This is a genomic window from Halomonas jincaotanensis, from assembly GCF_018448785.1.
Lineage (GTDB): Bacteria > Pseudomonadota > Gammaproteobacteria > Pseudomonadales > Halomonadaceae > Halomonas > Halomonas jincaotanensis.
Genome location: NZ_JAHCLU010000001.1, coordinates 436,026 through 457,857, shown reverse-complemented (window position 1 = coordinate 457,857; position 21,832 = coordinate 436,026). Strand labels below are relative to the sequence as shown.

General features: G+C 61.6%; 29 protein-coding genes and 1 pseudogene. 12 read left to right on the top strand and 18 right to left on the bottom strand.

Annotated elements, in window-relative coordinates:
* Positions 1 to 74 precede the first annotated feature (74 nt).
* The 3 genes from KG088_RS02215 to KG088_RS02205 form a co-directional block, all read right to left on the bottom strand.
* On the bottom strand, positions 75 to 329 hold the full coding sequence (locus KG088_RS02215) for a Txe/YoeB family addiction module toxin (RefSeq protein WP_213823841.1): 255 nt from the start codon (positions 327 to 329) through the stop codon (positions 75 to 77).
* Entirely contained in the window at positions 326 to 580 is a 255-nt protein-coding gene (locus KG088_RS02210; protein ID WP_213823840.1) for a type II toxin-antitoxin system Phd/YefM family antitoxin, read from the bottom strand. The genes KG088_RS02215 and KG088_RS02210 overlap by 4 nt, the downstream gene beginning before the upstream one ends.
* 85 nt (positions 581 to 665) lie before the next feature.
* Positions 666 to 1,163: a hypothetical protein gene (locus KG088_RS02205; RefSeq protein ID WP_213823839.1), complete on the bottom strand. Its 498-nt coding sequence runs from the start codon at positions 1,161 to 1,163 to the stop codon at positions 666 to 668.
* Positions 1,164 to 1,341: 178 nt separating this feature from the next.
* On the opposite strand from KG088_RS02205, the gene KG088_RS02200 reads away from it, so the two are divergent.
* Together KG088_RS02200 and KG088_RS02195 are read left to right on the top strand one after the other, a co-directional pair.
* Complete coding sequence (locus tag KG088_RS02200) at positions 1,342 to 1,614, top strand: type II toxin-antitoxin system Phd/YefM family antitoxin (protein WP_213823838.1); 273 nt, start codon at positions 1,342 to 1,344, stop codon at positions 1,612 to 1,614.
* Positions 1,595 to 1,867, top strand: a complete 273-nt coding sequence (locus KG088_RS02195) for a Txe/YoeB family addiction module toxin (RefSeq protein WP_213823837.1) — start codon at positions 1,595 to 1,597, stop codon at positions 1,865 to 1,867. Before KG088_RS02200 ends, KG088_RS02195 begins: the two co-directional genes overlap by 20 nt.
* Before the next feature lie 22 nt (positions 1,868 to 1,889).
* On the opposite strand, the gene KG088_RS02190 is transcribed toward KG088_RS02195, so the two are convergent.
* Positions 1,890 to 2,300 (bottom strand): DUF2442 domain-containing protein, encoded by a 411-nt coding sequence (locus KG088_RS02190; protein ID WP_213823836.1) that lies wholly within the window; start codon positions 2,298 to 2,300, stop codon positions 1,890 to 1,892.
* A gap of 305 nt (positions 2,301 to 2,605) precedes the next feature.
* Between KG088_RS02190 and KG088_RS02185 the strand changes: the two genes are divergently transcribed.
* Positions 2,606 to 2,947, top strand: a complete 342-nt coding sequence (locus KG088_RS02185) for a type II toxin-antitoxin system RelE/ParE family toxin (protein WP_213823835.1) — start codon at positions 2,606 to 2,608, stop codon at positions 2,945 to 2,947.
* 1 nt (position 2,948) lies between these two features.
* A complete protein-coding gene (locus KG088_RS02180) occupies positions 2,949 to 3,272 on the top strand; it encodes a helix-turn-helix domain-containing transcriptional regulator (protein ID WP_213823834.1) in 324 nt (107 codons plus the stop codon).
* Positions 3,273 to 3,284: 12 nt separating this feature from the next.
* Here KG088_RS02180 and mscL read toward each other — a convergent pair whose 3' ends face one another.
* The 4 genes from mscL to KG088_RS02160 all read right to left on the bottom strand — a co-directional run bounded on the left by mscL (position 3,285) and on the right by KG088_RS02160 (position 4,751).
* Positions 3,285 to 3,713 (bottom strand): large-conductance mechanosensitive channel protein MscL, encoded by a 429-nt coding sequence (gene mscL, locus KG088_RS02175; protein WP_213823833.1) that lies wholly within the window; start codon positions 3,711 to 3,713, stop codon positions 3,285 to 3,287.
* A 140-nt stretch (positions 3,714 to 3,853) separates the two neighbouring features.
* Positions 3,854 to 4,279, bottom strand: coding sequence for a helix-turn-helix domain-containing protein (locus KG088_RS02170; protein WP_213823832.1), 426 nt, complete (start codon positions 4,277 to 4,279; stop codon positions 3,854 to 3,856).
* On the bottom strand, positions 4,276 to 4,458 hold the full coding sequence (locus KG088_RS02165; RefSeq protein ID WP_319941368.1) for a type II toxin-antitoxin system HigB family toxin: 183 nt from the start codon (positions 4,456 to 4,458) through the stop codon (positions 4,276 to 4,278). The genes KG088_RS02170 and KG088_RS02165 overlap by 4 nt, the downstream gene beginning before the upstream one ends.
* A 5-nt stretch (positions 4,459 to 4,463) precedes the next feature.
* The gene (locus KG088_RS02160) at positions 4,464 to 4,751 is read right to left on the bottom strand and encodes a HigA family addiction module antitoxin (RefSeq protein WP_213823831.1); all 288 of its coding nucleotides are present in this window, start codon (positions 4,749 to 4,751) and stop codon (positions 4,464 to 4,466) included.
* A gap of 189 nt (positions 4,752 to 4,940) precedes the next feature.
* On the opposite strand from KG088_RS02160, the gene KG088_RS02155 reads away from it, so the two are divergent.
* Positions 4,941 to 5,171: a type II toxin-antitoxin system Phd/YefM family antitoxin gene (locus KG088_RS02155; RefSeq protein WP_250147999.1), complete on the top strand. Its 231-nt coding sequence runs from the start codon at positions 4,941 to 4,943 to the stop codon at positions 5,169 to 5,171.
* Positions 5,080 to 5,490 (top strand): type II toxin-antitoxin system VapC family toxin, encoded by a 411-nt coding sequence (locus tag KG088_RS02150; protein ID WP_213823830.1) that lies wholly within the window; start codon positions 5,080 to 5,082, stop codon positions 5,488 to 5,490. The genes KG088_RS02155 and KG088_RS02150 overlap by 92 nt, the downstream gene beginning before the upstream one ends.
* Positions 5,491 to 5,914: 424 nt before the next feature.
* Here the strand turns inward: KG088_RS02150 and KG088_RS19990 are convergent.
* Positions 5,915 to 6,035 (bottom strand): annotated as a pseudogene (locus KG088_RS19990) (prepilin-type N-terminal cleavage/methylation domain-containing protein); the annotation flags it as partial.
* 615 nt (positions 6,036 to 6,650) lie between these two features.
* On the opposite strand from KG088_RS19990, the gene pilB reads away from it, so the two are divergent.
* From pilB to KG088_RS02130, 3 genes are all read left to right on the top strand, one after another.
* Positions 6,651 to 8,408 (top strand): type IV-A pilus assembly ATPase PilB, encoded by a 1,758-nt coding sequence (pilB, locus tag KG088_RS02140; protein ID WP_213823829.1) that lies wholly within the window; start codon positions 6,651 to 6,653, stop codon positions 8,406 to 8,408.
* A gap of 160 nt (positions 8,409 to 8,568) precedes the next feature.
* Positions 8,569 to 9,798, top strand: coding sequence for a type II secretion system F family protein (locus KG088_RS02135; protein WP_213823828.1), 1,230 nt, complete (start codon positions 8,569 to 8,571; stop codon positions 9,796 to 9,798).
* 9 nt (positions 9,799 to 9,807) lie between these two features.
* A complete protein-coding gene (locus KG088_RS02130) occupies positions 9,808 to 10,656 on the top strand; it encodes a prepilin peptidase (RefSeq protein ID WP_213823827.1) in 849 nt (282 codons plus the stop codon).
* Between the two features lie 28 nt (positions 10,657 to 10,684).
* On the opposite strand, the gene KG088_RS02125 is transcribed toward KG088_RS02130, so the two are convergent.
* Positions 10,685 to 11,029: a nucleotidyltransferase domain-containing protein gene (locus KG088_RS02125; RefSeq protein ID WP_213823826.1), complete on the bottom strand. Its 345-nt coding sequence runs from the start codon at positions 11,027 to 11,029 to the stop codon at positions 10,685 to 10,687.
* Entirely contained in the window at positions 11,026 to 11,448 is a 423-nt protein-coding gene (locus KG088_RS02120; protein ID WP_213823825.1) for a nucleotidyltransferase substrate binding protein, read from the bottom strand. Before KG088_RS02120 ends, KG088_RS02125 begins: the two co-directional genes overlap by 4 nt.
* 90 nt (positions 11,449 to 11,538) lie before the next feature.
* Here KG088_RS02120 and coaE point away from each other — a divergent pair, with 90 nt between their 5' ends.
* From coaE to KG088_RS02105, 3 genes are all read left to right on the top strand, one after another.
* A complete protein-coding gene (gene coaE / locus KG088_RS02115; protein ID WP_213823824.1) occupies positions 11,539 to 12,138 on the top strand; it encodes a dephospho-CoA kinase in 600 nt (199 codons plus the stop codon).
* Positions 12,135 to 12,368 carry a DNA gyrase inhibitor YacG gene (gene yacG, locus KG088_RS02110; RefSeq protein WP_213823823.1) on the top strand — a complete coding sequence of 78 codons (234 nt, stop codon included), beginning with the start codon at positions 12,135 to 12,137 and terminating at the stop codon, positions 12,366 to 12,368. Before coaE ends, yacG begins: the two co-directional genes overlap by 4 nt.
* A gap of 77 nt (positions 12,369 to 12,445) precedes the next feature.
* A complete protein-coding gene (locus KG088_RS02105; protein ID WP_213823897.1) occupies positions 12,446 to 13,303 on the top strand; it encodes a DNA replication terminus site-binding protein in 858 nt (285 codons plus the stop codon).
* Between the two features lie 97 nt (positions 13,304 to 13,400).
* Here the strand turns inward: KG088_RS02105 and KG088_RS02100 are convergent, their stop codons facing one another.
* From KG088_RS02100 to serC, 7 genes are all read right to left on the bottom strand, one after another.
* Entirely contained in the window at positions 13,401 to 13,703 is a 303-nt protein-coding gene (locus tag KG088_RS02100; protein WP_250147998.1) for a hypothetical protein, read from the bottom strand.
* A gap of 332 nt (positions 13,704 to 14,035) precedes the next feature.
* A complete protein-coding gene (locus KG088_RS02095) occupies positions 14,036 to 14,419 on the bottom strand; it encodes a histone-like nucleoid-structuring protein, MvaT/MvaU family (RefSeq protein WP_213823822.1) in 384 nt (127 codons plus the stop codon).
* Positions 14,420 to 14,702: 283 nt separating this feature from the next.
* Complete coding sequence (gene rpsA / locus KG088_RS02090; protein ID WP_213823821.1) at positions 14,703 to 16,376, bottom strand: 30S ribosomal protein S1; 1,674 nt, start codon at positions 16,374 to 16,376, stop codon at positions 14,703 to 14,705.
* Between the two features lie 197 nt (positions 16,377 to 16,573).
* Positions 16,574 to 17,263, bottom strand: a complete 690-nt coding sequence (cmk, locus tag KG088_RS02085) for a (d)CMP kinase (protein WP_213823820.1) — start codon at positions 17,261 to 17,263, stop codon at positions 16,574 to 16,576.
* Positions 17,260 to 19,617, bottom strand: coding sequence for a bifunctional prephenate dehydrogenase/3-phosphoshikimate 1-carboxyvinyltransferase (locus KG088_RS02080; protein WP_213823819.1), 2,358 nt, complete (start codon positions 19,615 to 19,617; stop codon positions 17,260 to 17,262). Before KG088_RS02080 ends, cmk begins: the two co-directional genes overlap by 4 nt.
* Before the next feature lie 2 nt (positions 19,618 to 19,619).
* A complete protein-coding gene (gene pheA / locus KG088_RS02075) occupies positions 19,620 to 20,711 on the bottom strand; it encodes a prephenate dehydratase (protein WP_213823818.1) in 1,092 nt (363 codons plus the stop codon).
* Between the two features lie 3 nt (positions 20,712 to 20,714).
* Positions 20,715 to 21,818, bottom strand: coding sequence for a 3-phosphoserine/phosphohydroxythreonine transaminase (gene serC, locus KG088_RS02070; RefSeq protein ID WP_213823817.1), 1,104 nt, complete (start codon positions 21,816 to 21,818; stop codon positions 20,715 to 20,717).
* Positions 21,819 to 21,832: the final 14 nt, after the last annotated feature.

The window sequence follows — 21,832 nt, the reverse complement described above, 5'->3', positions numbered from 1 at the left end:
GGGCCTTTATATGTAGGGTTTGCGGATAAACTCTAGCAAATGGGAGACACCAAGCTCCCCGCCAACTTATGGAGTCAGTAATGATAACGACACTGGACGATCACGATGGCATGATCCATGACCTTGTAAACCAGTCGATGCTCCCGGTCGATCCGACGTGACCAATAACCGGACCATTGATGGCGTAGAGGTTCGGGATCGCCCAGGCCGCCAAACGGCTGGCGCTGAATATCCTTGATCAGTGTATTAATTCGCTTGAGGGTCTTCTTGTCACGCGCCTGCCAATAGAGGTAATCCTCCCAGGCATGACCGGCCCAACTCAGCATCATGGGTCAAGTAGTTCGTGTTCCAAACCATCGCCCCGCTCTACCTCGGCGATGGCCTCATTCAAGCGCTGCGCGTTACGTGGGCTTGCCATCAGGTAGGCAGTCTCTTCGTAGGATTTGAAGTCCTCTACCGACATCACGATGGCCGGCTTACCGTTCTGGCGCGTGATCAGTACCGGCACGTGGTCGTCGTTGACCCGGTCCAGAACCTTGGCCAGGTGGCTACGAAAATGGCTATAAGTGACTGTGTCCATAATGACCTCCATTTAATCGAGTCATTGTACTCATTTCTGTACGTATCAGCCAGTATCCACGTTCGCCAGTCCCACCTTTGTACTGCTATTTCGCACTGGCCCGATAACACCGCCAGCGCGCCAGCAGATTGATCGCCGCGAGCCCCAGCAGCCCCACGGCGGCCCAGCCGAGCACGCTGACCAGGCCGTGGTAGCCCGCGGGCACCTCGCTCGGCCGCTGGGTCATGCCGAATTGCGCCAGGCGGGTGAAGCCGTAGAGCAATGACGCCAGCAGCGAAAGCGGCACCGCGAAGCGCCAGTGCGAAAGCCACACCGTCAGCCCCCAGGGCTCGGCCGGTTTGGCGGGCTTGCGGGCACGCGGTGCGGCGGGTTTTCGAGGGGTCGCTTTTGCCGCCGTCGCCTTGCTGGCCGCGGCTTTCCTTGGCACGGCCTTCTTTGGCGTCACCGGCCGCTGCTTGCGACGCGCCACCCTCTTGCTGCCCGGCATGCGCCCGAGCGCCCACTGGCCGCTGCGCCACACGATCCAGCCAAGGGTAAAACTAACGGACAGCAAGAGGCCGCCCATCACCATGAAATACGCCATGCGGGTCCTTGATGTCGTCGGGGATGGCTAGTTTGCCATATCCCCCACCGGGGCTGGCGACCGAAACGAAGAGAAGACGTAGCGGCGACCCCGCAACGAAAAAGGTGCCGCTGTGCTTGGCATTGTCAGCGCCATTGCGATAGAGTTGTACGGAGTTTCCGTACGCAACGGAGAGGTTATGGACGTAATCAGTGTAAACAAATTCAGAGACAACCTGAAAAGCCTTGTCGAACAGGTTATTAGCAGGCACGAACCCCTCAAGGTGACGCGTCGTGCCGGCGAGGCGTTTGTCATTGTCAGTGCTGAAGACTGGGAAAGGGAGCAAGAAACCCTGCATGTTCTTCAGAATCGCGATCTGATGCAACAGATTGCGGCCTCCCTCGACACCCACGGCAAAGACCTGGGATACACACCTGATGATGAGCAGATGAATGAGATCACTGGTATTTGAGGGTGGCACCTGGGACGCCTATGAAAAGATGCGTGAAACAGACAAAAAACTACACAAGGCTCTCTGTAGATTGTTGAAAGAAATGCTCCGCTCTGACGACCCCTCAACTGGCATCGGCAAACCTGAACCGCTCAAACATAGCTTGTCGGGCTTGTGGTCGAGGCGTATCTCACAGAAGGACAGGCTCATCTACCGGTTCGACGACAAATCCATCTACATTTTCGCCATTGGCGGGCACTACGACCAACCGTGACAGCGTCAAGTCCGACAGGCTGTTACTCCCGAACCTTACGCGGCCGCCCGCCTTTTGCGCCGTTTGCCTTGGCGGCATTGCGCTTGGCTTGACTGCGGCTGCGGCCACCTGCGGCACCGAGCTGGCGAGCCATCCACTGCTTGGAGCCAAACTTACCTTCCAGGAGGGCTGGCACGTACAGGTCAGCATCGAGTTGAGGCCAGTGTAGGCCGAGCCCGGACGGCGATATCTCGATCTCGGCCAAGGCATCCGGCAAAGCGTCTGCAAGACCCTCCACCAAGAGCGGTGGAATGGCAAGCTCCAACCCCGAATGAAGGCGAACGATGACCCGCTTATTCCGGCGATCGTATCGAGCGTTGGTCGCATGAGCATGGTCGCGTTCGGCCGCCATACGCGCTTCTGCCTGCTGGATAACGTCATCAGTAATGACCATGAATTTCCCTCCACTTGTCACATAACAGCGCCAAATCCGCCCTCAGCGTCAGTATGAGTGGCGCGGCTCTCCAAGAGTCAATGCTCCTTACGCAGCGCGTCGCGTATCTCGCGCAGCAGCAGGAACACCGCGAAGGCGACGATCAAAAGCTGATCACGTTGTTGACGGTCACGGCGCCGGTCCGCGGGGGGGCTGGCGAGGGCATCGTGTGGGAAGTGAACGCTGCTCAGCGCTGTTGCACTTTCGCCGCCACCTCGGAAAGATACCCTTTTGCGAAAAGGTAACACATATGTTACCTTTTGAGCATGAGGATCGAGCTCCAGGAATACATCCGCGAAGATGGCATCAGCCCCTATCGAGAATGGTTTGATGAGCTCGATGCACAAGCGGCAGCCAAGGTGGCCACTGCCGAGTATCGCATGTCGATGGGTAACACCTCGAACATCAAGTGGTTTGATGGCATTGGTGAGTTCCGTATCGACTGGGGGCCAGGATACCGTATCTACTTGGCACGGGATGGTGACGCGTTGATCGTTCTATTTGGTGGAGGCACCAAGAAGCGGCAACAAACTGATATCCGCCAAGCAAAAACGCTGCGTGATGAGTACAAGCGCCGCAAACAGGAAGCGAAGAAGGGAGAGAAATGACATGGCACTGACCCGTGACTTCAAGTCAACCATCATCGAGCGCGTTCAGCGCGATCCCGAGTTTGCGAAAGTCATGCTGGATGAGGCGGTGACCTTGTTTCTCAACGGCGAGGCGGACACGGCCCGTTTGATGCTGCGTGATCTGGTCAACGCCACGATAGGCTTTGAAGCATTGGCCGATGCCACCGGTCGCCCCAGCAAGAGCCTGCAACGGATGTTGTCGGCGTCGGGAAATCCGGGAATGGATAACCTTGCCGCTATTCTCGGTGCAGTACGCAAGACGCTGAAGGTAGACTTCGAGGTGCATGCCGTACAGGTGGCATGATATCGCAAAACTTCAACGCTCCTTGCGCAGCGCGTCGCGTATCTCGCGCAGCAGCAGGATATCTTCCGGTGGCGCGGTTGGCGGCGTGGGCGCCTCGGCCTGCTGGCGCCGCAGGCGGTTGATGCCTTTTACCAACAAGAACACCGCGAAGGCGACAATCAAAAAGCTGATCACGTTATTGACGAAGAGGCCGTAGTTGACGGTCACTGCGCCGTCCGCAGCGGCATCAACCACGGTGGCATAGGGGCCATCTCCCTTTAACACAAGGAACAGGTCCGAGAAATCCACCCCGCCGAGCAGCAGGCCAATCGGCGGCATCAGGATGTCGTTGACCAGGCTCGAGACGATGGTGCCGAAGGCCCCGCCGATGATGATGCCCACCGCCATGTCGACCACGTTGCCGCGCACGGCGAATTCCTTGAACTCCTTGAACATGCTCATCCCCTCCTTGTGCCCGCCGCGCCATGCATCGGTGAGCTCGATTATATCCGTGTCGTTCGATTCCCGCGGTCGCCTCCAGGAGCCGGCCTGCCGCGTCGGATCGACCTGAGTTACAGAAGGTAATGGGGGTCTGTCCCTGATTAGCCGCCTTTCCCGAAGAAAAGCGCAGGGTTGACGCCAAAACGCCTCGACAAGGCCTCGATATGACGACGCGTCAATTCGCGTCCGCGACGGTTGAGAATCTTGGACACAAGCGACTTGCTGCCGATCTCGGGCAAATCGGCGATACCAAGCCCGCGCTGCTCCATCAGAAACTTGAGCATATCAACGGAATCCAGCGCAGCGACACCCGCATTGAACTCGACGAAATCGGGGTCGGTGTTCTCCCACTCCTCGATGACATCACTCAACCGCTCGATAAGCGCCACGTTGCTGTCAAAATCCTCGATGAGTTCGTCCACGAGCGCGAGAGCGTCCTGATACTCTTGCTCCGTGCGAATATGCGTCAGAAACGGCACAGTGCGGAACACACTCTTGACATCTTCGATACTGGCCAGGGCATTCATTGGCTAGTCCCTCTGGCATATTCTCGGCACAGCTTGTCGTACTCGGCGTGCGTCACGATATGCTTGATATATAGCGTCTGCTGTTCAAATGAAATAAAGGCAATCAGACGCAGATTATTGCCTGCAATGTCAATCACCCACCATCGGTCCCGATAGCGAAAATCATCCAGGCTGGACACGCGGGCTATACCGCAACCAGCTTCTTCACTTTAAGATCCTGGCGTCGCTGTTCGGCATGCCAGAGTTCGTACTGGGATTGCTGAGTCAGCCAGCTCTCCGCCGACGTATCGAACGCGATAGAAAGCCTGATTGCCATTTCTGGGCTAATGCCGGCTTTTCCGTTCAGCACCGCGCTCAGCGTTTTGCGACTGACGCCGAGCGCTTCAGCTGCCGCGGTTACCGACAATCCAAGGGGTTCCAGGCATAGCTCCCTGATAACTTCGCCAGGATGAGGGGGGTTGTGCATCAACATCGATAGTACCTCAGTGGTAATCCTCGTAGTTCACTACCTCGACATCGCCATCTTCACGATTATCCACGCAATGTGCCCGCAATGGGAAATGGAGGTCTGTCGACCCGATTTTCTCCCTGATTTTCTCCCTTGCGCCAGTCATCAGATGGCGCTAGCTTGGCGACTAGGCAAGATGACTAGGGTATACCTATGCACTCCGAAGAAATCTCAAAGTCACAGTTCAAGGCAAAAGCACTTGAATTCTTCCGCCAGATCGAAGCCTCGGGCGAGTCCATCATAGTGACTGACAAGGGGCGTCCAGCCATCGAGGTGCGAAGGTATAAATCTGATGAGCGCTCCCCTCTTGAGCAACTGCGCGGCAGCGTTATCGAACTGCAGGATCCCTTCGAGCCAGTGGGAGAAGGCGCTGGAGGCTATTGAGTATGAAAGACAGGCGAGTGATGGGAAAATCCTGATTTCAGCCATCTCAGCCTGGGAGATAGCGCGACTCGTTCACAAGGGACGCCTTAGCCTATCCATGAACTCTGATGACTGGCTGGAAACCGTCGAGGAGATCGAGGGTGTACGTTATGTCGCCGTCGACGTCGCCACCGCCGTTGAATCAACCCGGCTTCCAGGGAAGTTTCACAAGGACCCGGCGGATCGAATGATCGTGGCCCTGGCTCGACACTTCAATGCCGTATTGGTGACAGCCGATGAAAAGATCACCACCTACCGACATGTCAGGACTGTCTGGTAACCAGGCAGGAATGCGGGGTCTGGGAAATGAGGGTCTGTCCCCGATTAGCCCGCGATCAGCCCGAACAAACGCCAGCGGCCGGCATCTCTGCCGGCCGCTGGTTAGTTCAGGCTAGGTGGGAAATGGGGGACTGTCCCCGATTAGCCCTAAGGATTAGCCCTAAGCAAAGAAGTTAATTAATCACCACAGTTACTTAAGGCAGTATCAAATGTATTTACACAGGTCCAACCACCAGTACCCCTAGTTAAAGTTACAGTACCACCTGTTTTCGTAGAAACAATAGTGTGTGCGTTAGCGGCGGTAGTATCTTCTGTAATTGTTACACTTGCAGGAGTATCAATCGTACTAAGTAAATTATCATCTAGTATTGCGGCTTCGACAGGTGTCCGATATGCCGAGGCTTCAGAGTGCGCTGCGTTCGCATTACTTCTATCAACGTAAGATTGGTACTGCGGTATCGCTATCGCCGCCAAAATACCAATAATCGCGACGACAATCAGCAGTTCGATCAACGTAAAACCGCCCTGCGCCTTGTTGATCGGCATCGGCTTGCCCCTTGCCATCATGCTCTTCATGCTCTTCATGTAAGTACCCCTACTCGTTCGTTGCCGTTGACCGTTGGCTCTGGATTGCGTGTGGCCGTTGCGGCGTTGCGTTGGGTGGCACAAGAATCACCACCGGTTGTTTTTGCTGCTGGTGGCAACCTCCGTGCTGCCGGGCCTACCTGCGACGTCTCGACGACTACGGTCCTGCCTGGTTCTCGTGACTTCCCCTTTCGGCGCTTCTGGTGCTCGCCCGGGGCTGTCTTGATGCATTTTTGCTACTAAAGACTTTGACCAACCGCCTGCGCACGTCAACCGTCTCTTCAGCTTTGTCAGTCTTTTCCCTTAGGCGCATGCACCATCACCTTGTACTATAGAAATGGCCTCTATGCCAAAAGGGTAAATTGTAAATTACATTAAATTACATTAGAGACGAATGCAAGTTTTTTCTTCACCAGTATGAACATCGTGGCACGACTGGCATTATTATCGGCATACACAAGGTTGAAAAGAAGTGGAAAGCCCTCGCTAAGCGCTGGGGGCCGGGCGTTGGACTCGAGAGAAATGCCCATGATTTTCCGCACTTTTTCCGTACCTTTTCCGTACTCATGAGACGCCATGAATGACTACCACAAGCCACCCGGGGGCAACGCGCGACACGCCCCCGGCTTGCGCGGCCTCGCCAAGCGGCTGGTGAGTGACGGCCTGATGACGCCCGCGGCGGCGGAGCGGGCCGAGCAGGAGGCGCGCGAGTCGGAGCTGTCGCTGCTGCAGCACGTGATCGAATCGGGCATGGTGCCGGCGCGCCAGGCCACGCTCACCGCGGCGTGGGAATACGGCCTGCCGATCATCGATCTCGACGCCCTGCGCGCCGACGGCCTGCCGCCGCCCGGCGACTTTCCGGAAAAGATCCTGCGCCGCCTGAACGTGCTGCCCCTCAAGCGCCGCGGCCACTCGCTGACCGTGGCGGTGCCCTACCCGTCCACCCTGGCGAAGCTCGACGAGCTGCAGTTCGCCACCGGCCTGTCGCCGGAAGGCATACTCGCCCCGGTCGACCAGCTCGGCCCGGTGCTCGAGAACTACCTGGCGCAGCACGAACAGAACATGCTCGACGACATGCAGGGGGTGGACGACGCCGTCGGCGAACTGGGCTATGGGGAAGAGCCCGCCGACAACGAGGTCGACGCCACCTCGATCAACGCCGCCTCGGGCGACGACGCGCCGATCATCAAGTTCGTCAACAAGATCCTGCTCGACGCGATTCGTCGCGGGGCCTCGGACATTCATTTCGAGCCCTACGAGACCAGCTACCGGGTGCGCTTTCGCATCGACGGCATCCTGCACGATGTGGCCCACCCGCCCTTCGCCATGCGCACGCGCATCGCCGCGCGGATGAAGGTCATGTCGCGGCTCGACATCTCCGAACGGCGCCTGCCGCAGGACGGCGCGATCAAGCTGCGCATCTCCAGCAACCGCTCGATCGACTTTCGCGTCAACTCGCTGCCCACGGTGTACGGCGAAAAGCTCGTGCTGCGGATCCTCGACCCGGCCTCGGCGCAGATGGGCATCGAGCAGCTGGGCTTCACCGCCGAGCAGAAGGTGATGTACGAGTCGGTGCTCGACGACCCGCAGGGCATGATCCTGGTCACCGGGCCGACCGGCAGCGGTAAGACGGTCACCCTCTATACCGGCATCAACATCCTCAACGAGGTGGAGCGCAACATCTGTACCGCCGAGGACCCGGTGGAGATCAAGGTGCCGGGGGTCAACCAGGTCAATATCCTCCCGAGGATCGGCCTGGACTTCGCCAGTGCGCTGCGCGCCTTCCTGCGCCAGGACCCGGACGTGGTGATGGTCGGCGAGATCCGCGACCTGGAAACCGCCGAGATCGCCGTCAAGGCCTCGCAGACCGGCCACCTGGTGCTCTCCACGGTGCATACCAACTCGGCGGCGGAAACCCTGACGCGCCTGGCCAACATGGGCGTGGCGCCCTTCAATATCGCCAGTTCGGTGAGCCTGATCATCGCCCAGCGCCTGGCGCGCAAGCTGTGCAAGCACTGCAAGCAGCCGGCGGAAATTCCCCATGAGGTGCTGCGCCAGCAGGGCTTCACCGACGCCGAGGTCGACCAGGCGACCATCTTCGAGCCGGTGGGCTGCAAGCAGTGCACCCAGGGCTACAAGGGCCGGGTGGGGGTCTACGAGGTGGTGCCGATCAGCAGCAACATGAGCCAGATGATCATGAAGCAGGGCAACTCGCTGGACTTCGACCGCATCGCCCGCGAGGAGGGCCACCCGGACCTGCGCCGCAGCGGGCTGCTCAAGGTGATGCAGGGGTTGACCAGTCTTTCGGAAGTTAATCGGATCACCAAGGACTAATCTTTACCCGAAAACTGTCTGCGCTCGGTCATACGGCGTTAAAAATCGGCTCAAAGTACTCATTTACAAAACGTAGACTCCGCCTTTTCGCCAATTTTTGCCTTGTCTGGCCTTCGCTCGCCGACTTTTCAGGCAAAGACTCACTCACCTAGGAATAACAATGGCCACTCGGGCAGCGAAGAAACCGGCAAAGATGAAGCTCTACCGTTGGAACTGGGCCGGCAAGGGGCCCAACGGTCGCAAGGTGCGCGGCCAGCTGATCGCCGCGAAGAAGGGCGAGGTCGAGAAGACGCTGGCCGGCCAGAACGTGGTGGTGTCGTCGATCCGCCGCAAGGGCGGGCTCGGCGGCGCGGGCAAGATCAAGCCGCGCGATATCATGCTGTTCGCCCGCCAGATGGCGACCATGATCCGTGCCGGCGTGCCGGTGCTGCAGGCCTTCGAGGTGGTCGCCGAGAGCCTCGAGAAGCCGGCGATGAGCGCGCTGGTCCAGGAGCTGATGAACGAGGTCGCCGCCGGGGCCAGCTTCTCCGAGGCGCTGCGGCAACATCCCGATTACTTCGATCAGTTGTTCGTCAACCTGATCGCCGCCGGCGAGCAGTCCGGTTCGCTGGACAGCATGCTGGAACGCGTGGCCACCTATAAGGAAAAGATCGAATCGCTCAAGGCGCGCGTCAAGAAGGCGCTGTGGTATCCCGCCGCGGTCATCTCGGTGGGTTTGGGGGTGACCGCCCTGCTGCTGATCAAGGTGGTGCCGCAGTTCGAGAGCCTGTTCGCGGGCTTCGGCGCCGAATTGCCGGCGATGACGCGCATGACCATCGCGATGTCGGAATTCGCCCAGGCCTACTGGTGGTGGGGCGTGCTGGGGGTGATGGGCTTCATCACCTTCATCCGCCAGGGCATGAAACGCTCCGAGACCTTCGCCTATCGCATGCATGCCTTCGCGCTCAAGGTGCCGGTACTCGGCGACATCCTCGATAAATCGTCGGTGGCGCGCTATTCCCGAACGCTGGCGACCACCTTCGGCGCCGGCGTGCCGCTGATCGAGGCGCTCAACACCGCCGGCGCCGCCTCGGGCAACAAGGTCTACGAGCGCGCCATCGAGCAGGTCGGCGAGGACGTGTCCAGCGGCCAGCAGCTAAACTTCGCCATGCGCCTGACCGAGCGTTTCCCGGCGCTGGCGGTGCAGATGGTCGGCATCGGCGAGGAATCGGGCGCGCTTGACGCCATGCTCAACCGCGTGGCGGACTACTACGAGGAGCAGGTCGACAACAAGGTCGATGCGCTGACGTCCTTGCTCGAACCGCTGATCATCGTGGTGCTCGGCGTGATGGTCGGCGGCCTGGTCGTGTCGATGTACATGCCGATCTTCCAACTGGGCAGCGTGCTCTAGGAGTCTTTCTTGCTTGACCTTCCCCCTCAACTGCTCTGGCCCCTGGTGGCGTTCATCGGCCTGTGCCTGGGCAGCTTTCTCAATGTGGTGATCACCCGCCTGCCGGTGATGCTGATGGTCAGTTGGCGCGCCGAGGCGCGCGAGGCGCTGGAACTGGACGACGAGCCGCAGCCGGCGTTCAACCTGGTCACGCCGCGCTCGATCTGCCCGTCCTGCGAGGCGCCGATCGCCTGGCACGACAATCTTCCGCTGGTCGGCTGGTTCAAGCGCCGCGGCCGCTGTGCGAATTGCGATGCGCGCATCAGCCCGCAGTATCCGCTGATCGAGCTTGCGGGTGGCGTGTTGACGCTGGCCGTGGTGGGGATTTTCGGGGCGACCCTGCAGGGGCTGTTCGTTCTCGGCGCCTGCCTGGCGCTGCTGGCGATGGCGGTGATCGACCTGAAGACGCAACTGCTGCCCGATGCGCTGACCCTGCCGCTGCTGTGGGCCGGGCTACTCTATCAGCTGCTCTTCAACCCGCTGCTGCTGCCCTCGGCGGTCATCGGCGCCATGGCGGGCTATCTGTCGCTGTGGAGCGTCTACTGGCTGTTCAAGCTGGTCACCGGCAAGGAGGGCATGGGCTACGGCGACTTCAAGCTGCTGGCGGCGCTGTGCGCCTGGCTGGGCTGGCAATATCTGCCGATGCTGTTGCTGCTGTCCGCCGGTGTCGGCGCGGTGGTGGGCATCCTGGTGCAGCTGACCGTGCCCCGGCTGCGCGGCATGCCGATGCCCTTCGGGCCCTACCTGGCCATGGCCGGCTGGATCGCGCTGCTGGCCGGCGAACCGCTAATGGCGGCGTATGTGGGTTTGCTGGGGTGAGATGGGGTGAGAGGAAATGAGCGAAGGATCAGGCGCTTTCGCTATGCGAGGATGCCACCGAAGCACGCTCATAGAGCGTCACCCCAACTCGGTCGATATGAGCGCGAAGCGCCTCGTTGACGAGGCGATGGTGAATCGAGAGATCGAAGGTCCAGGGGAGCAGCAAATCGTCAAGCGCCAGATCGATCTCTTGCAGCTCATCGTTGCCGAGCGACTCGCCGACCAGCGTGAGGTCGATATCGGAGGCTGGTCGCTGTGTTCCCATGGCGCGCGAACCGTAGAGAATGGCGCGCTCTACTGCCGGGAATCTCGCCAGGGTGCCTCGAATGGCCTCGAGCGTATCTGTGTCGAGTCCCGATTCGACAAGACTCATCGTTCGTCCTCCGCCTTGCGCGACATGGTGATCTCCAGCGCCTTGAGCAGTGGGTAATGCTGGTAGCGAATATTGTGCAGGATGGCCTCGGCGGCGGCTTCGTCATAGGTGTGCGAGGTACGATTGCGGTCGGTGAGCATCTTCATCCAGCCCTTGCCCTCCTCGACCAGCCCCTTGCTGAAGGCTTCACGAATCGTATCGCGCGACCCCACAAGTCCCGCAATCCCCTGCCAGACGAGATAATCCTTGAGCGTATTCCATCCGAGCTCGTAGGCGTACTCGAAGCCCTGTATCACGCCTTGCTTCTCGAGCCGGGAAAGCTCACGGCTTGCCATCAGTTGCATGGCCTCATCGAGCTGCTCCATAGCGCGCCGATAATTATCGAAACGCTGCAACCAGCGGATATCTTCAGTCCCCATCGAGGCTCCTGCTCATGACGCCTTGCTGTGTCGTCATGGTAGCATGCACGCAAAACTGGCGACTCGGCTTCAGGCCCCAGGAGAGTAACGTTGATCATAGGCGTAACCGGCGGCATTGCCTCGGGGAAATCGACGGTAGCCCACGCCTTCGCGGCGCGGGGCGTCCCCTTCGTGGACGCCGACGACGTCGCGCGCGAGGTGGTCGAGCCCGGCGAGCCGGCGCTGGCGGAAATCGCCGCCCACTTCGGGCCGCGGGTGCTGCGCGACGACGGACAGCTGGACCGCCGCGCCCTGCGCGCGATCGTCTTCGCCGAGCCCGACCAGCGGCGCTGGCTCGAATCGGTAACCCATCCGCGTATCCGCGAACGCATTCAACACCACCTGGCACGCCTGCAGGCCGACGGCGCGCCCTATGTGCTGCTAGTGTCGCCGCTGCTGTTCGAATCCGGCCAATGGCGCCTGACGGACCGTACCCTGGTGGTCGACGTGCCTGAGGCCATGCAAATCCGCCGTACCGCCGCCCGCGACGACATCGATACGGCACAGGCCCAAGCCATCGTCGCGGCACAGATGTCGCGCGATGAGCGACTGGCCCGCGCCGACGATGTGATCGACAATAGCGGTCCACATGACGCGATGCTCGAGCAAGTCGCCAGGCTCGACCAACAGTATCGTCAAGGAGAATCATGAACACACCAGCCTCGAAACGTCCTCTGGAAGTCGCTTGCCCGCAGTGCGGGAAGAAAGTCGTATGGTGCGAGCAGAGCGTTTACCGCCCCTTCTGCAGCAAGCGTTGCCGATTGCTCGACCTGGGCGCCTGGGCCGACGAGTCGCATCGTATCGCCGGCGAGTCGGCGATGGACGAGACCGATATCGACGCGCTGCTGGCGCGTGCCGACCGCGACGGCGACCCGCAGTGACCGACACCCTGCGGCCATCCGCCCCGCCACGCACGCACCCGCCCACCGCGCAGACGTTCCAGGCGCCTCAGTACCGCCTGCTCGCGGAACTCGAGGCGGCGTTCGACACCCTGCTGCAGCGCACTGAGGCGCTGCTGTGGCGGTATCGTCACCATCCGGTGGCGTGCTGGATCTTCGAGGGCGACCGTGAGGCCAGGGAGATGGATGGCCATGACTGGCTCAGCCGTGCGCTGCTCGACATCTGGTATCTGGACGGTCAGGACGGCCGCGTGACACGCCCGCATATCGGTCTGGTCGCCGCAGACGAGGCCCTGCTCGATCATGTCGCCCACCTCAACGAGGCCAAGGAGGCGTTTGCCGCCCTGCTGGGCCGCATCCGCGACCAGGCGCCGACGCTGATTCCCGAGATCAAGGCGGTGCTGCCCTTTCGCCATCCGGTATTACACGACCACCTGCGCGGCCAGGGCCTGGCGCGTCTGCATCTCAAGCAGTGCTGGCGGGCGATTCCGGTGGCCGATGCGCCGGTGGCACGGGTTCGACTGGCGTGGTATTCCAGCGGGCGGTCGATCAAACGGCTGAGCGTGCGCGAGGCGGAACAGAAACTGCTCAAGCTGGATAGCGATGCGCCCCATGTGCGTATCCAGCTGCGCAAGCTGGCGGGCATTCCCGATGGCGAGACACTGGCCCAGGTGCAGCAACAGGCGCCGTTGATGCGCGCGAACCTGTTCTTCCGTGAACCCCTGGAGGATGGCCGCCAGCGGCGCGCCATGAACGTGGCATTGCCGCTCTTCGTGCCGTCCCCCGATGGCCGCCTGCCCGATCACAACCTGCCGTCGCCCACCCCGCCCGAAAGTCGCACGCGCGCTCGGCGCCGCGACGAACGATTGGAAAGTGAGGTCTTTCTGCCCAGTCTGCGAGTCTTTCGTTATCGCTGAACGTTAATCACTATAACGTTGGCAGACAGGGACTGGGACATCGACAGACAGGGACTAGAACGAGGTTGATATGATAGACAGGGACTAGAACGAGCCGTTACTGAAGCGAATAGAGCGCCCGCAGCAACTCCCTGACATTCTCCGCGGACTGAGCATATTCCTTCATCAAGGCATTCAGCTGTCGCTCGAAAGCCAGTTCGCGAGACGCTTCGTCCTGTTGCCGATCCAGTTGCTGGTCCTGTTCCTCGAGCGAGCGCACCGGCGGGCCGGTAGGAATATCCAGCTGACTATCGGGATCATCGAGTTCGCGCAGCGCATCGCCAAAGGCATCATCAAGTTCTCTGAATCGGCGCAGCTTGTCGCGCTCGTCCATCGGTTTTGCAAACGTCTGTTGTTTCATTCTTTAGCCGTTATCTCCGGCGGGCGGGAAGGCGTGGCTATCGCTCACGACGGGTGGAATAACATGAGTATACCGCCCCGAGGGGCGCATGGCGAAATACTTGCCAGCCCAGGCGCGTGCCTCACGGGATGACCTTTGATTGGACGTGTTGATTCCTACAGTTTATTTAGGCGGCTTACGTTAAAGGCGGCTGTGTTGAAAGCGGCTGTGTTGAAGGCGGCTTGTGTTGAGAACAGTAAAAAACAACAGCGCCACTTGGAGGGCGGCGCTGTTGTTAAGGAATTCGGGGCGACGATGACCATGCCGTCGCTATGACCATGCCGTAACCGGCATCACTCCTCGACGCGTACCAGCCAGGACTCGACGGTGTCGCTACCGTGTTCGTCTTTCCAGGCCTTGAGCGTTTTCTGATTGCCACCGCGAGTCTCGACCACCTCACCGGTATTGGGATTCTTGTAGATCTTCATCTTGCGCTTGCGACGGCCCGTCGAAGAGGCTGCCGACTTTGCGGAGGCTGCACCGGAACCGGGCTTCGGGTCGAGCAGAGCAATGACTTCCGCCGCACTCTTGTCGAAATCACGCATCAGCGCTTCGAGCTTTTCCTTGAACTCGAGCTCAGCCTTGAGACGATCGTCATTTTGCAGCTTATCCAGATTCTGCTGGAGTTGCTTCAGCTGCTGTTCCATCTGCATGTATTCGCTAAGCAGGGATGACATGGGACACTTTCCTTTTTTGAAGTTTGTCGATGCGGGAGCATTATGAACCCTTAAACTAGCCATGACAATACTGTGCCTATGGAGAGAGTTTGCATCGAGAAGATAATCGCAGTATATGTGTCGGCAAGTAAACTCATCACAAGTAGTGAGAAAGCCATTTTTACATCAGTGAACTCGATCTGAAAAAAATCACAAAGCAAGGACCAGAAAAGACGTAACATGCAAAAAGCGCCGCTCCTCGGAGCGGCGCTTTTGTGACGATAACGGAATCTTTAGCGCGTTATCAGTCCTGACCCAACTGCTGCTTGATCAAGTCACCAATCGTGGTGGCACCGCCGCTTTCCGGCTCCTCACGCAGCTTCTTCAGGTTCTGACGCGTGTCATCCTGATCCTTGGCCTTGACCGACAGCGCGATCTGGCGATTCTTGCGGTCGACGCCGATGATGCGTGCCTCGACACTGTCACCTTCGTTGAGCACGTTGCGCGCGTCCTCGACGCGGTCGGCACTGATCTCGGAGGCCTTGAGCACGGCGACGACATCGGTGGCCAGCTCGACCTGGGCCTGCTTGGGCTCGACCTCGATCACGCGGCCGGTCACGATAGCGCCCTTGTCGTTGACCGCCAGGAACTCGGAGACGGGGTCGGTATCGAGCTGCTTGATGCCCAGCGAGATGCGCTCACGCTCCGGATCGATGGAGAGGATGACCGCCTCGACTTCGTCGCCCTTCTTGTACTGGCGCACGGCCTCTTCGCCGGTATCGGTCCAGGAGATGTCGGAAAGGTGAACCAGACCGTCGATACCCCCGTCCAGGCCGATGAAGATACCGAAGTCGGTAATCGACTTGATGGTGCCCGACACGCGGTCGCCCTTGTTGAACTGGCCGCTGAAGGTTTCCCACGGATTGGCCGTGCACTGCTTGATGCCCAGCGAGATACGACGACGCTCTTCGTCGATGTCCAGCACCATCACGTCGACATCGTCGCCCACCTGAACCACCTTGGACGGATGGATGTTCTTGTTGGTCCAGTCCATCTCGGAGACGTGGACCAGACCCTCGACGCCCTCTTCCAGCTCGGCGAAGCAGCCGTAGTCGGTAAGATTGGTGACGGTGGCGTGCACCTTGGTGCCTTCCGGGTAACGGCTCTTGATGTTGACCCAGGGATCTTCGCCCAGCTGCTTCAGACCCAGCGATACGCGGTTACGCTCGCGGTCATACTTGAGCACCTTGACATTGATCTCGTCACCGACATTGACGATCTCGCTCGGATGCTTGATGCGCTTCCAGGCCATATCGGTGATGTGCAGCAGGCCATCGACGCCGCCGAGATCGACGAAGGCGCCGTAATCGGTGAGGTTCTTGACGATACCCAGGATCTGCTGACCTTCCTGCAACGTCGCGAGCAGCGCTTCACGCTCGGCGCTGTTCTCGGCTTCGAGCACGGCACGACGCGAGACCACGACGTTGTTGCGCTTGGCATCGAGCTTGATGACCTTGAAGTCGAGTTCCTTGTTCTCGAGGTGGGTCGTGTCGCGCACGGGGCGGACGTCGACCAGAGAACCCGGCAGGAAGGCACGAATGGAATCGACATCGACGGTGAAGCCACCCTTGACCTTGCCGTTGATCACGCCCTTGACGATCTCTTCCTTCTCGAAGGCGGCTTCCAGAATCTTCCACGCTTCGGCACGCTTGGCCTTCTCGCGGGACAGACGGGTTTCACCGAAGCCATCCTCGACGGCTTCCAGGGCGACATGCACTTCGTCGCCGACGGCAATGTTCAGCTCGCCGTTCTCATCGCGAAACTGCGATGCGGGGATCTGACCTTCTGACTTCAGGCCGGCGTTGACGGTGACCCAATCACCATCGATGTCGACGACCAGAGCCTGGACGATGGCGCCCGGCTCCATGTTGATGTCATTGAGAGACTGTTCAAACAGTTCAGCAAAGCTTTCGCTCATGATGTTCCTACGTGATCAACGTTGAGTACGGCGTTGCCGCCTTCTCCGCACCACCAGCGAGTGCGGGCCTTATTTGCCAAACCTTCGGGGATGTTAACGCTGGTTCGACCTGGCCAGGCTCACGGCTACTTTAATTTTACCCACCACAAAGTGCCCGACCACGTCATTACATCCTGCGAAGGCGCCGCAAGGGAGTGTCAAATGGCGGATGCCAAACCTCGCTGGGCCAGCAACTCCGTCAGCCGATCTACCACTTCCGGTATCGTCAGGCGCGTGGTGTCAAGCGTGATGGCGTCATCGGCCGGCTTGAGCGGAGCTACGCTACGCTGCATGTCACGTGCATCGCGCGCCTGAATCTCCTTTAAAAGACTCGATAGACTAGCATCGACCCCCGCCTCCTGCAACTGGAGGCGCCGCCGGTGGGCCCGTTCGGAGGCCGAGGCGGTGAGGAAAATCTTGAGGGGGGCGTCGGGGAAGACCACGGTGCCCATGTCGCGGCCATCGGCGACCAGGCCGGGAGGCTTGAGAAAATCGCGCTGGCGCTGCATAAGCGCCTGGCGCACCGCGGGCAGCGCCGCGACTTGCGAGGCGGCATCACCGATCTGCTCGGTACGGATGGTGGTGGTGGCATCCGCGCCCTCGAGCCAGACGACCGTTCCGCCATCGCGGGCCTCGAAGACCACGTCGAGATCCCGCGCCACCTCGGCCAGGGCGGCCTCGTCGTCCAGGGCTACCTCGTGCTTGGCGGCGGCCAGCGCCGTGAGGCGGTAGAGGGCACCGCTGTCCAGCAGATGCCAACCCAGGCGCTCGGCGACGAGGCGGCTGATGGTGCCCTTGCCGGCGCCGCCGGGGCCGTCGATGGCAAGTACCGGTGCCGAATCCCTCATGACGCCTCCTGCTGTTCTTCGAGGGTCAGCCCGACCCGGCGCGCCAGGTCGATGAAGCCCGGAAAGGACGTTGCCACGTTGGCGCAGTCGTCGATGACGATTTCCTCGGCGGCGCGCAGCCCGGCGATGGTGAAGGCCATGGCGATACGATGATCGCCAAGGCTGTCGATATGCCCGCCGCTGTAGTTCGGCGAAGAATAGTTCGGCGAAGATAAGCTGGCGCCCTCACCGCCCTGCCCTTCAAGCCGCCCGACGATATCGATGCCATCGGCCAGCAGCTGGTTCTCGACACCCAGCACGCTCAGCCCGTCGGCCATCGCCTGCAGGCGGTCGGACTCCTTGACGCGCAGCTCTTCGGCGCCGCGCAGGCGGGTGACGCCTTCGGCATTGGCGGCGGCAATGAACAGCGCCGGAAACTCGTCGATGGCCAGCGGTACCTGGTCGGCGGGAATGTCGATGCCGTGCAGCGGTGCGTAGCGAATACGCAGGTCGGCCACGGGCTCGCCGCCGACTTCGGCCTGATTGGTGAGCTCGAGATCGGCGCCCATCTGTTTGAGGATATTGATCGCGCCGATGCGGGTGGGGTTGATGCCCACGTGCTCGAGCACCAGGTCCGAGCCCGGCGTGATGGCGGCGGCGACCAGGAAGAAGGTGGCCGAGGAGATATCCGAGGGCACGTCGATCGGGCCGGCGGTGAGCTTGCCGCCGCCCTGCAGCCAGCAGGTATCGCCTTCGCGCTGCACGTCATAGCCGAAACCGGCCAGCATGCGCTCGGTATGATCACGGGTCGGCGCGGGTTCACGCACCCGCGTCTGGCCCTCGGCGTAAAGGCCGGCGAGCAGCAGGCACGACTTCACCTGGGCGCTGGCCATCGGCATGGCGTAATCGATACCCGACAGCTGGCGACAGCCCTTGATCTTGAGCGGCGGCCGGCCGCCCTCGGCGGTGTCGATCTCGGCGCCCATCGCGCGCAGGGGATCGGCCACCCGCCCCATCGGGCGCTTGGTCAGCGAGGCGTCGCCGGTGAGTTCGGTATCGAAGGCCTGACCGGCCAGCAGCCCGGAGAACAGGCGCATCGCGGTGCCCGCGTTACCCACATAAAGCGGCCCGGACGGCGCCTTCAAGCCGTGCATGCCGACGCCATGGATGGTCACCCGGCCCTGGTGCGGCCCTTCGATGGCCACGCCCATTTCGCGAAAGGCCTGCAGCGTGGCGAGGCTATCCTCGCCCTCGAGAAAGCCTTTCACGTCGGTGTCGCCCTCGGCCAGCGCCCCCAGCATGATCGAGCGATGAGAGATCGACTTGTCGCCGGGGACGCGAATGCGCCCGGTCACGCCACCGCCGGGGCTCACCCGATAGCGCAGCTTGCCGTGTTGTTGCATCTGGTATTCCGCCTGATAACTGGTCTGATTGAGCAGGGAGTCAAAGTAGTGTCGCGCGTGGCTGGCACGATCGAAGGTGGCGAGCATGGCGTCGCCGTCGCCGGCCTCGATCGCGCGTCGCAACCTCGCCACGCCGGCCTCGAAGTCGTCCAGCGCGGCGAGCACGGCGTCGCGATTGGCGACGAAGATGTCGCGCCACATGACCGGGTCGCTGCCGGCGATGCGCGTGAAATCGCGAAACCCACCGGCGGCATAACGAAAGATATCCAGGCGCTCGTCCTGGCGCGCCAGCGTATCCACCAGCGAGAAGGCGAGCAGGTGCGGCAGGTGGCTGGTGCGCGCCAGCACCTGGTCGTGGCGCGCCACGTCCATTTCCAGCACCTCGGCGTCGCAGGTCTCCCAGAGGGCGCGCACCCGCGCCAGCGCCACCGGGTCGGTATCGGCATCGGGCGTGAGTATGACCTTGTGACGCGCGAAGAGGCGCGGATTGGCCGCCGCCACGCCGCTCTTCTCGGAGCCGGCGATGGGATGGCCCAGCACCAGGTTGGGGGGCAGGCCGCCGAACGCCGCAACGGCGCCGTCGCGAATCGCGGCCTTGGTGCTGCCGACGTCGGTGATCACCACATCGGCGGCCGCCCGGTGAAGGCAGCCGGCGAGTTCGGCCATCACGCCGCGCATGGCCAGCACCGGCACCGCGAGCACGATCAGGGTGGCGCCTTCCACCAGCGGGGCCAGGCGCGTGTCGCCGCGGTCGATCAGGCCCATCGCGATGCCGCAGGCGATCTCGTCGGGATCGGGGTCGCAGCCAAGGATCTCGGCTACTTCGATGGGGCCGATCTCGACGGTGCCCTTCTCCATCTCGGCGTCGATGTCGGGTTCATCGCCCACGCCGGCACGACGCAGGGCGGCGGCCAGGGAGCCGCCGATCAGCCCCAGGCCGACGATCAGGATACGGGAGTCCTCGAACCGCATGACTAGAGCACGCCCATGGGATAGGACCCCAGCACCTTGAGCTCGGCGGCGCGCAGCCGGACCTCGTCAAGCACGGCGGTGACCCGTGGCTCGTCGCGGTGGCCCTTGAAGTCGATGAAGAAGACGTAGTTCCAGACGCCGCTGCGCGACGGCCGGGTTTCCAGGCGCGTCAGGTCGATCTGGTGCCGGTGGAAGGGTTCGAGCAGGTCATGCAGGGCGCCGGGCTGGTTGCGCATGGCCACCACCACGGAGGTCTTGTCCTCGCCGGACATCGGCACCACGTGACTGCCGATGATCAGAAAGCGCGTGGAGTTGTCCGGCCGATCCTCGATCTTCTCGGCGAGCCGGGTCAGGCCGTAGAGCTTGGCGGCCATGTCGCCGGCAATCGCGGCACTGTGCCACTCGGTCTTGACCAGGCGCGCGGCCTCGGCGTTGGACGAGACCGGCACGCGCTCGGCGTGGGGAAAATGCGCATCGAGCCACTTGCGGCACTGGGCAAACGACTGGGGATGCGAATAGATCCGCGAGACCTTGTCGCGGCGCGTGGTTTCACCCACCAGCAGGTGGTGATGGATACGCAGCACCACCTCGCCGGAAATGCGCAGCGACGAATCCATGAAGGAGTCGAGCGTATGGTTGATCACGCCCTCGGTGGAGTTTTCCACCGGCACCACGCCGTAGTTGACGGCGCCGGCCTCGACTTCACGAAACACCTCGTCGATCGCCGCCATGGGCAGGCTCACGGCGCTCTCGCCGAAGTGCTTGAGCGTCGCCTGCTGGGTAAAGGTGCCCTCGGGCCCCAGATAGGCGACCTTGATCGGCTGCTCGAGCGCCAGGCAGGCCGACATGATCTCGCGAAACAGCCGCGCCATTTCTTCGCTGTCCAGCGGTCCCTGGTTGAGGGCCATGATCCGGCGCAGCACCTGGGCCTCGCGTTCGGGCCGGTAGAACGCCGCGTCGGGGTCGCGCTCGGTCTTGATCTCGGCGACCTGCTTGGCACAGGTGGCGCGTTCGCTGATCAAGCGCAGGATATCGAGGTCCAGCGCGTCGATGCGCTCTCTCAGCTCTTCGAGATCCCTGGAGGTATCGGACATGAGTTATCCCCTGCGTTGTTCGAAATCGGCCATGAAGGTGATCAGGGCGTCCACGGCCGCCTCGGGCACCGCATTGTAGAGGCTGGCGCGCATGCCGCCGACGCTGCGGTGGCCCTTGAGATTGAGCAACCCCGCCGCGTCGGCTTCGGCCAGAAACGCCTTGTCCAGCCGCTCATCGGCCAGCACGAAGGGCACGTTCATTTGCGAGCGATTGCGCAGGGCGATGGGGTTGGCGTAGAGCTCGCTGCCGTCGATGGCTGTATAGAGCTTGGCGGCCTTGCGACGATTGATGGCGTCCATGGCGGCCAGGCCGCCGATGTCATGCTTCAACCACTGGAACACCAGCCCGGCCAGGTACCAGCTGTAGGTGGCCGGGGTGTTGATCATCGAGCCGGCCTCCGCCAGGGCCCGGTAATCGAACAGGCTCGGCATGTCGGGGCGCGCACGGTCGAGCAGGTCCTCGCGCACGATGACCACCACCAGCCCCGCCGGGCCGATATTCTTCTGCGCGCCGGCGTAGATGACCCCGAACTTCGACACGTCCAGCGGCCCCGACAGGATGCTCGAGGAGATGTCGCAGACCAGCGGCACCTCGCTGCCATCGGGGCGTACCGCCTCGGGTACATAGTCGAATTCGAGCCCGCCGATGGTTTCGTTGGCGGTGTAGTGCAGGTAGGCGGCGTCTTCCGACAGCACGATGTCGGCCGGCCGGGGGACGGCGCTATGGCCGTTGGCTTCGCTACTCGCGACGACAGCGACGTCGCCAAACAGATGCCGGGCCTCGGCAATGGCCTTGCTGCCCCAGATGCCGGTATGCAGGAAATTGGCGCGACCGCCGTGGCCCAGCAGGTTATAGGGCACCGCGGCAAACTGCAGCGTGGCACCGCCCTGGGTAAACAGCACCCGGTAGTGGTCGGGAATGGTCAACAGCTCGCGCAGGTCCGCCTCGGCCTGCTGGGCAATGGCGACATACTCCGGCGCCCGATGGCTCATCTCCATGACCGACAGGCCGTGGCCGCGATAATCGAGCATCTCGTCGCGGGCACGCTCCAGCACCTCGGTGGGGAGCGCCGCCGGGCCGGCGCAGAAGTTGTAATGACGTGTCATCAGCGTGGCATTCC

Bases quoted from the DNA above. Each gene is read 5' to 3' on its own strand.
- KG088_RS02215 (WP_213823841.1), bottom strand. From the start codon at position 329: ATGATGCTGAGTTGGGCCGGTCATGCCTGGGAGGATTACCTCTATTGG.
- KG088_RS02210 (WP_213823840.1), bottom strand. From the start codon at position 580: ATGGACACAGTCACTTATAGCCATTTTCGTAGCCACCTGGCCAAGGTT.
- KG088_RS02205 (WP_213823839.1), bottom strand. From the start codon at position 1,163: ATGGCGTATTTCATGGTGATGGGCGGCCTCTTGCTGTCCGTTAGTTTT.
- KG088_RS02200 (WP_213823838.1), top strand. From the start codon at position 1,342: ATGGACGTAATCAGTGTAAACAAATTCAGAGACAACCTGAAAAGCCTT.
- KG088_RS02195 (WP_213823837.1), top strand. From the start codon at position 1,595: ATGAGATCACTGGTATTTGAGGGTGGCACCTGGGACGCCTATGAAAAG.
- KG088_RS02190 (WP_213823836.1), bottom strand. From the start codon at position 2,300: ATGGTCATTACTGATGACGTTATCCAGCAGGCAGAAGCGCGTATGGCG.
- KG088_RS02185 (WP_213823835.1), top strand. From the start codon at position 2,606: ATGAGGATCGAGCTCCAGGAATACATCCGCGAAGATGGCATCAGCCCC.
- KG088_RS02180 (WP_213823834.1), top strand. From the start codon at position 2,949: ATGGCACTGACCCGTGACTTCAAGTCAACCATCATCGAGCGCGTTCAG.
- mscL (WP_213823833.1), bottom strand. From the start codon at position 3,713: ATGAGCATGTTCAAGGAGTTCAAGGAATTCGCCGTGCGCGGCAACGTG.
- KG088_RS02170 (WP_213823832.1), bottom strand. From the start codon at position 4,279: ATGAATGCCCTGGCCAGTATCGAAGATGTCAAGAGTGTGTTCCGCACT.
- KG088_RS02160 (WP_213823831.1), bottom strand. From the start codon at position 4,751: ATGTTGATGCACAACCCCCCTCATCCTGGCGAAGTTATCAGGGAGCTA.
- KG088_RS02155 (WP_250147999.1), top strand. From the start codon at position 4,941: ATGCACTCCGAAGAAATCTCAAAGTCACAGTTCAAGGCAAAAGCACTT.
- KG088_RS02150 (WP_213823830.1), top strand. From the start codon at position 5,080: ATGAGCGCTCCCCTCTTGAGCAACTGCGCGGCAGCGTTATCGAACTGC.
- pilB (WP_213823829.1), top strand. From the start codon at position 6,651: ATGAATGACTACCACAAGCCACCCGGGGGCAACGCGCGACACGCCCCC.
- KG088_RS02135 (WP_213823828.1), top strand. From the start codon at position 8,569: ATGGCCACTCGGGCAGCGAAGAAACCGGCAAAGATGAAGCTCTACCGT.
- KG088_RS02125 (WP_213823826.1), bottom strand. From the start codon at position 11,029: ATGAGTCTTGTCGAATCGGGACTCGACACAGATACGCTCGAGGCCATT.
- KG088_RS02120 (WP_213823825.1), bottom strand. From the start codon at position 11,448: ATGGGGACTGAAGATATCCGCTGGTTGCAGCGTTTCGATAATTATCGG.
- yacG (WP_213823823.1), top strand. From the start codon at position 12,135: ATGAACACACCAGCCTCGAAACGTCCTCTGGAAGTCGCTTGCCCGCAG.
- KG088_RS02100 (WP_250147998.1), bottom strand. From the start codon at position 13,703: ATGAAACAACAGACGTTTGCAAAACCGATGGACGAGCGCGACAAGCTG.
- KG088_RS02095 (WP_213823822.1), bottom strand. From the start codon at position 14,419: ATGTCATCCCTGCTTAGCGAATACATGCAGATGGAACAGCAGCTGAAG.
- rpsA (WP_213823821.1), bottom strand. From the start codon at position 16,376: ATGAGCGAAAGCTTTGCTGAACTGTTTGAACAGTCTCTCAATGACATC.
- cmk (WP_213823820.1), bottom strand. From the start codon at position 17,263: ATGAGGGATTCGGCACCGGTACTTGCCATCGACGGCCCCGGCGGCGCC.
- KG088_RS02080 (WP_213823819.1), bottom strand. From the start codon at position 19,617: ATGCGGTTCGAGGACTCCCGTATCCTGATCGTCGGCCTGGGGCTGATC.
- pheA (WP_213823818.1), bottom strand. From the start codon at position 20,711: ATGTCCGATACCTCCAGGGATCTCGAAGAGCTGAGAGAGCGCATCGAC.
- serC (WP_213823817.1), bottom strand. From the start codon at position 21,818: ATGACACGTCATTACAACTTCTGCGCCGGCCCGGCGGCGCTCCCCACC.